Genomic DNA, 7,198 nt, shown 5'->3' with positions numbered 1-7,198 from the left:
TTGGGCAGCGTCGATGACGGCCTCGTGGTCGAGATAGGAGTCAGCCGCGCGTGCGGGGCCGACGTTGTATGCCTCGTCGGCGTAGCGGACGTGGCCCGAGTGTTTGTCAGCGTCGCTGTAGACAGCGACGGTGTCGATACCGAGTTCCTCGCAGGCGCGCATGACGCGGACCGCGATCTCCCCGCGGTTCGCCACGAGCACTTTGTCGAACATCAGTACCGGCGATCCAAGGGGGATTCATATCATTCTGCCGGTCAGTACAGACCGACCCATTGTCTTATCCTTCTTGGAAGCGCAGCTGTAACTCGAACTGATTGGCCGTTTCCACAACGGCATCGATATGCTCCTCTTCCATCGATTTCCCGGCTTGGGCCGCAGGGCCGGCAACGCTGATACTGAATGCTCCTAATGAGCCGGTATCCGGATGCTGGACTGCTGCTCCGACACCGATGACTCCATCTTGATACTCCTGGTGATTAAGAGCATACCCCTGGTCGCGCACGGTTTCGATCGTCTCGAGCAATTCGTCGATATCGGTGATCGTGTTCTCCGTTTTTCCTTCGAGAGACGACGTGTCGTAGATGGATTTGATTGTCTCATCAGAAAGCAGCGAAAGGACCGCTTTGCCTGCTGCCCACTGATGAAGCTGAAACTGTGTCCCAAGATCCACATCCTCTCGAATCCCATATTTGTCGTTCACAGAATAAGCGAGATACCCATAATCGCCGTCCTTCACAATGAAGTGGGCCGGCTCCCCAGTCTTCTCACCAAGATCCACGGTGTGTGGGCGTGCTCGCCGACACAACACATTATTGTCACGCACGTACCCGCCGCGCATGAAGAATTTAAAGGAGAGCCGGTACTGCCCATTCTCTTTTTTGATGACGTAGCCATTGCGCTGCATCGTCTTCAGGTGTTTATATACAGACCCCCTGGAGAGAGGGACCTGGTCTGCGATCTGTGAGACACCCGCCCCGTCCTGTTTGTGGAGGATATCGACGATCTGGAACAGGTGGTGAACCGATTTTACCGGCCCATCGGATTTGTTTCCAGCCATACGCGATAAAACAACAAGCCACTTACTTAGTGTTTTTCCCAATAAGAAATCAGATCGTGTTATACGAGACCATGGACCAATAACGGGCGAGAGAGAAAACACGCTCTACGGTCGATCCGGATCGGATAGCGCCACCGAACGATAATTGAGGGGTCGCTCGGCCCGAATATTAGACGGTGAAGGATGACCCAGTGAATTAGCTTATATCATGAATTAATGTCTATTTTCAAGGGAGAGTTGATATTATTGGTTCTTTCACGGAGTATTTCTTGAGTATCTTAGTTCAGATTCTCGCCATTCACTATTGAGAAATCTTTGGTTCCAATTCTCTGTACCCGTGACGGCTGGTGGGGAACGAAGAGATACCTCTAATTTACTATAACGACTGGGGCAACAGCAACTGTTTTTACGAAACCGGGAAATAATCCGATGCAGCCTTGCAAGAGACTACCACACTGGAGCAAAGCCAGATCCGCCTACAGACAGGACGTGTTTGACTATAGTGCCATCCAGAATATTTCTTAATACGAAACGCGCCGACGAGCGGCGTTGGCCGGAGAAAGGTACGTACAACAAGGCAGTCTGCAGTGGAACTCAGTGACTCTGCAGATCGAGTGAGGGAGTTGAGCACGCTCCGTGACGAGCTGGAACAGCTTCGTGGGCAGATCGATTCTCACTCCTACTCATAGACTCAACCGAGATGCTTGACGCCGATGGCTGGCGGATCTACTGCAGTATATCACTGACCGCTCGGGTGTGGCGGTTCTCGTGACAGCCCTGCTACTCAAAGATGTCGAGGCCCTTGAAGACACAAAGCAGGTTTGGACAGGATTGACGACGCATACATCGGAATTTAGCTGACTCTTGTCGGGTGGCGACGTTTTCGCGCCTGGCCGGGTCAGCACCCTCCAACCGAAAACAGGGGGTCTGCCTATGGAATCAAAAGAAGGCCGACCCCCAACGGCGCCCTCGAGTGCAAGGGTGCCACGTTGCTTGAAACGATCTTTTCAAATTGGAATACGGCGGTGCTTGAAATAGGCGTTTCAAATTGAGCCAACTACCACCTCTACTTCAGGCAGTCGTATATGACAATATTATTATTTATATTATGGCATTTTTGTTATTATTGTTCGAATAGCCGATTATCCACTTATTTTTCTTATTTATACAAAGATCGGTTTTTCCCGTACGCGCAATTATTTATTTTGTTATTTCACCTTAGAAAAATTACTTTCTGACATTTATTAGCCCGCGTTTCGTTCTATCCTGTTTTTGGATATCAGACTGTTCCCCACACAAAAGCTATTTTTATTCTTCATGACGGATTATCAGGTTAGTGTGATTCGCTGTTTTTATTTATACTAAATTATAGTTTGTATATAAGACTTCATATATAAAACTAGTATCCGTCGTTCACGACCTGATTTGGTTTCTACTTCCAGCAGGTAGATGTGACTACCTTGCCTCTGCCTCCCTCTCCTCTGTTGAACACCCAGTGCTAAGCACCAATCGTTCGTGGGCAGATTTCGCACCATCATTTTCCCCGCTTCCGATGAACCGATTTTCGGCCCGACTGATCGTCGGATAGTCCGCCAGGGTGGCTGGAACGTGCTCACAGGACAGGAGCCACTCGCCGGTGAGGTTTTGAATGGTATCCGTAAGCGCTTCGTGGTCAATATTCTCGATCGGATAGTACTCCTGCTGACCGGCGTACGGTGGGTCAAGATAGAACACCGTCTCCTGACTGTCGTACTGCTCGAGCAGCGCCTGCCAGTCACGATGCTCGATAACGACATCATCAAACCGGTCGGCAAACCGCTCCAAGCGGTCGATCTTGTTGCGGAAGCTGGTTGCCCGGCTGCGCTGTTTGCTCGTTGCGAATCCGTTCGGGCCCGCATAGCCACCGCCCCACTGGAAGTACCGGAGCGCGAAGAATTGGCCAGCACGAGCAACGTCATCCTCCGGACGATAGCCGTTATAGAAGCGCTCGACCCACGTCTCGTACACTTCACGAGCGTAGGGGACGTCCTCCAGATACGCGACCAGTTCCTCGGGGTGCTCACGCAGCACCTCGAAGAAATGGACCAAGTCACCATCGCGGTCGTTGTAGACCTCGACGTCACTGGTCGCGGGATTTTTGTTTACCAACACCCCAGCGGCCCCGCCGAAGACCTCGACAAAACAGGTGTGCTCGGGCACGTGGTCGAGGATCCACGATGCAAACCGAGATTTCCCGCCAGGATAGGGGAAGACGGTCTCACTCATTGTCTCCCCTCCGAACCGTGGTGAACCCAAGCTCGCGAAGTACACCCCGGACGCGTTGTGGTATCTGTGGGTCGAGAGCGGCATCCTCGACGGTCGTTGTTGACCGATAGGCAGCAGTCTCCCGGTCGATCACCGCAAAGGTCCAGGCAGCTGTCCCATCCCGCCGGCGGAGCTCGATCTGGCCGCCGGCATCGATACCCGGTGTGTCCGTCCAGATGCGAACGCTGTAGTCGATCCCGTCGCGGGTCAGGGTCTGTGTCCGTGGTTGGCCACGAACCTGGTTTGTCGACATCCTATGTCAGCCAAGTCGGCGGAGCCCCTAGAGTGGGTCGCCCGGCTGTCCGGAAGTGCCGGATAATTCGCTATTCCGAGTCGTGAGGAGTTTTACGTGCTAAAATCAAGGTTTGACTTCCGGACACTGAATGTCCGAAAGTGGTGCCCTCTGGTGGTTCGTTCCGGACACGCGAGACCCCTTTTTGCTCCCAGCGCATCGATTGGAGGCGAGCAGACCAGTCTTGGATCCTATTTTCAGGGTGGCAAGCGGTACTCTCGTGCACGCCCTTCACCCACCGCCTCGATGAGCCCGTACTTTTCGAGACTCTTGAGATACCGTCGGCGGGTCCGCTTGGCATGGGGCTTATCGACGCGGGCTTCATACCGGGTATGCAACTCAGTCGCACTGATACCGTCCATCCCGCAGTCACGGACCACCTCGTAGAGGGCACGCTGATGGGTGCCTAAGGATTCGATCTGTGTCGTCCGCAGGGTGTCACGGGCTTCCTCCCGGATGGCATCGACGCAGTCGATGTCGATATCACCACCCGACTGCGCGGCCTGGGTGGCGGCCCGCCGAAGGAACGCAATCGCGGTTTTCGCATCGCCGGCCGCAAGCGTTGTCATATACTCGATGGCAGCTGTCCTGACGCGGCTGGTGTCCAGCCCATGGGTCACCCGGTATTCGAGGATGTCGACGAGCTCATCGTGAGTGTATGCATCCAGTCGGAGGAAGATGAATGTCCGGAGGCAGCTCCGTGTTTGCCTGTCGAGCTGTGCCGTCGAGAACAGTGTCTCCTCGTCAACGCCGATACAGACCAGCGTGACCGGCTCGAGCGAAGACAGGGCCCGCAGCAGCTCGATATTTGGGAGGGTTGTCACTTCATCGAGGATGGCCAGAACTGGGTCGGTGGCACCCTGCAGTCGGTCGATGTAGAACTGCCGGGACGTGGCGGGTGATGGGCGGCGGCCTAGTCCAGCGTCCCGGACGAGCGCGGCAAGCGTCCCGGTCGTCGTTGTGCTATTGAGACAGTTCACATACGCCGACGCCACGCGGGTGGTCGCTGCGGTGAGCCGGTCGGTCACGTACTTCGCGAGGGTGGTTTTTCCGCTGCCGGTGGGCCCGAAGATGCACACATGCTCACCGGGCACCCCATGGCGGAGCGGGTCGAATGCTGTCGCGAGGGCGTCAATTTGTCCATCCCGATGGACCAGATCCTGGGGGACCGTCTCGGGCCGCAGCGCCTGCCGGTCGATGATGAGACCGGTCATCGGCGGCTCCCACCTCGCGTGCGATCGGTTCGCAGGCGCCAGCCCGCCGGCGTGTTATACGGCATCGTCTCCGGTGAATGCAGACAGTTGTTGGGCGGTCGTCCCCTCGAGTGCACGCTCCAGGCGGCTGCGGTCCCAGCCCAGTGGGGCGACGATGCTGTGTGCCGCTCGAAGCGCCAGTTCGGTGTAGTAGTCTGTGTCATAGGTCGTCGGCGATTCATGGGCCAGCGCGACCCGCTCGGCTGAGGTGCGGCTGTCGTCGATGACCACGTACCGGACGTCTTCTCCTGGATGGCGGTGCAGGTCCTGACGTGCCGCACGCTCAAGTGCGGCAACAGCCTGTGTCCGCTGGCGATACTCCGTTTTGGCTTTCGACACGCGAGTGGTGATAACCAACTCCGCAGGCGAGACCTGTTCACGTTCGAGTCGGCTGACTGCGCGGGCCAGGCGGCGCGCCACAGCCTCGGGCGTCCGGTGTGCGTTGATTGTCCGGATCAACGTGCGTTGGAGTGACGTGATGAACCGCGGCGTACTCCGCTGACGAGCTTCGATCCCGCGAAGTTTGTACGCATCTTCGTCGGCCACTTTCCCGAAATACTTCGTCAGTGCCCCTGCATCACCATCACGACGCGGGACGAAACAGACCCACTCGAAGTGGTTCTCGACCTCCAGTGGAATGTCAACGCTGTCGGAGATATCCGCGACGAGTTGCGGGAGTGGCGTTTGCTCGCTATCGGCCACGGGCTGAACCCACAGACTATCCACAATTCCATGAACCACCCGCCACCCACCCTCCTCGAGTCGCTCCTTTGCATCCAGCAGGATCTCCCGCGCGAAGGCGTTGATCGCTTCATGGCACTCGATGCGACCGAATTTCGCGTTCCGATACCCCTGATAGCCGAAACAGGAGACGAGGATCCACTTCAGTGCATCCGAGCGGGCTTCCAGGCGCTCGCGTTCGTCGGGATCCTCGGTGGTCGCGAGGTCGTCCTTAATCGACGCCCGGTCGCTGATGATAGGCTCTAAGACATCGGGGATGAAGCCCGGGCGGTCACAGATGCTGTACCCGATGCCCGGCACGTCAGCGGTCTCATGACAGTCACAGCAGACTGTCTCCGGGCTGATGTTGTACTCGACCATGATATTGGGATAGAGGGAGCCGAAATCTACCTCGACGACGTCCTCGTGGATGCCAACATCTGGGGCGAAGGTGAACCCGCCGCGGTCGGCGGTATGGAGCGTTTCAACACGCTTGAACGCCTCTGGGTCCCACTTATTCCAGGGGATAAGAATGCCCCGTTCGAGCGCCTCACGGACCTGGATGGCGGTGAGGATCGTGCCGATACTGCCCCAGGCAGTCTCTTGCAGCGGGCGCCACGACCGCTCGACCAGGTCAAGGAGACCGGGGATCCCAGATTCGTTTAGGAGAAAGCTGTTCGCCCGGTCGATGGTTGCCCGGCCGGGTACCCGGTAGCGGGCGGGTGAGTGGCCGACCTGGCCGTAGCTCTCGTAGGTGTTTGACCCAGCCAGCTGCTTGTAGCCGGGGACACGACCCAGCTGGAATGCATCGATACCGTGCTCGGTTGCTTGCTGGTAACAGAAGGGGATCACCTGGGCAGTCGAACAACAAAGGACGTCGGGGTCGCGCTCGGCGAGGCGTCGATTGAGTGTCTCCAAGACGGAGCCGGGGGCATCCCCGAGCGAGTCTCCGTCAGCGGTGAGTGCGGTAATATCACCATCTCGGAGTGCTGTCTCTGGGACAGCCAGGTCAAGGACGTCCAAGTCCCGCGCCGGGACGGGCCTGGTTCCGGTCTCGACACAATAGCGGAATTGTGGTGCAAGGTCGACGTTATAGAGACGAAAGGTCCCAGGAGCGACGTCCGCCGGTTCGTGTTGGTGGCGGATCTCCTGGGCCAGCGCCCGGACCTCCGTCGCTCGCTCCAGGTCGACCCGGAGGACGGACGTCCGCTCCCGGGCCGCAAGCGAGGGATACCACTCCTCGAAGCCAGTGCTCGTCACCTTCGGGTCGGTCCGAAGCCTGGTCCGAAGTCTGTCGAGCGCATCGGTGGGCCCATCGACGTAGCAGGCCGGTGTGTAGTCGTCGGTCGTCCGCTGCTCGACACCATCCGCCGTCGCGTGCCACTCCCGGACGGTCCCATCGTCAAACTCGCAGGTGAGCAGCGGCATGATTACCGTCGGCCCCCGTCCGTCGACTCGTCCACTTGCTCTCGGAGCTGGCGGAGTTCGTGCTCATGGGCCAGCAGGATCGACAGGAGTACCGCTACCTCGGGGTTGGTGGCGTTGTGATACCCGGCCGCGTCAGCGTGGGCC

At 57.6% G+C, this 7,198-nt stretch carries 6 protein-coding genes; all 6 read right to left on the bottom strand.

Going from position 1 to position 7,198, the window contains the following annotated elements:
• The coding region (locus GN153_RS13865; protein ID WP_303645107.1) for a biotin carboxylase N-terminal domain-containing protein at positions 1-213 on the bottom strand (213 nt) is incomplete at its 3' end.
• A gap of 64 nt (positions 214-277) precedes the next feature.
• The gene (locus GN153_RS13860) at positions 278-1,057 is read right to left on the bottom strand and encodes an IclR family transcriptional regulator (RefSeq protein ID WP_159903779.1); all 780 of its coding nucleotides are present in this window, start codon (positions 1,055-1,057) and stop codon (positions 278-280) included.
• A gap of 1,455 nt (positions 1,058-2,512) precedes the next feature.
• Positions 2,513-3,322 carry a DNA adenine methylase gene (locus tag GN153_RS13855; protein ID WP_159903777.1) on the bottom strand — a complete coding sequence of 270 codons (810 nt, stop codon included), beginning with the start codon at positions 3,320-3,322 and terminating at the stop codon, positions 2,513-2,515.
• Positions 3,315-3,614: a hypothetical protein gene (locus GN153_RS13850; protein ID WP_159903775.1), complete on the bottom strand. Its 300-nt coding sequence runs from the start codon at positions 3,612-3,614 to the stop codon at positions 3,315-3,317. Before GN153_RS13850 ends, GN153_RS13855 begins: the two co-directional genes overlap by 8 nt.
• 236 nt (positions 3,615-3,850) lie before the next feature.
• A complete protein-coding gene (locus tag GN153_RS13845; protein ID WP_159903773.1) occupies positions 3,851-4,867 on the bottom strand; it encodes a Cdc6/Cdc18 family protein in 1,017 nt (338 codons plus the stop codon).
• Positions 4,868-4,921: 54 nt separating this feature from the next.
• Positions 4,922-7,054: a type B DNA-directed DNA polymerase gene (locus GN153_RS13840; RefSeq protein ID WP_159903771.1), complete on the bottom strand. Its 2,133-nt coding sequence runs from the start codon at positions 7,052-7,054 to the stop codon at positions 4,922-4,924.
• Positions 7,055-7,198: the final 144 nt, after the last annotated feature.

It is taken from the genome of Salinirussus salinus (assembly GCF_009831455.1).
GTDB lineage: Archaea > Halobacteriota > Halobacteria > Halobacteriales > Haloarculaceae > Salinirussus > Salinirussus salinus.
The sequence above is the reverse complement of the archived record's forward strand: the minus strand, read 5'-3'. Positions and strand labels throughout refer to the sequence as shown.

Bases quoted from the DNA above. Each gene is read 5' to 3' on its own strand.
- GN153_RS13855 (WP_159903777.1), bottom strand. From the start codon at position 3,322: ATGAGTGAGACCGTCTTCCCCTATCCTGGCGGGAAATCTCGGTTTGCA.
- GN153_RS13845 (WP_159903773.1), bottom strand. From the start codon at position 4,867: ATGACCGGTCTCATCATCGACCGGCAGGCGCTGCGGCCCGAGACGGTC.
- GN153_RS13860 (WP_159903779.1), bottom strand. From the start codon at position 1,057: ATGGCTGGAAACAAATCCGATGGGCCGGTAAAATCGGTTCACCACCTG.
- GN153_RS13850 (WP_159903775.1), bottom strand. From the start codon at position 3,614: ATGTCGACAAACCAGGTTCGTGGCCAACCACGGACACAGACCCTGACC.
- GN153_RS13840 (WP_159903771.1), bottom strand. From the start codon at position 7,054: ATGCCGCTGCTCACCTGCGAGTTTGACGATGGGACCGTCCGGGAGTGG.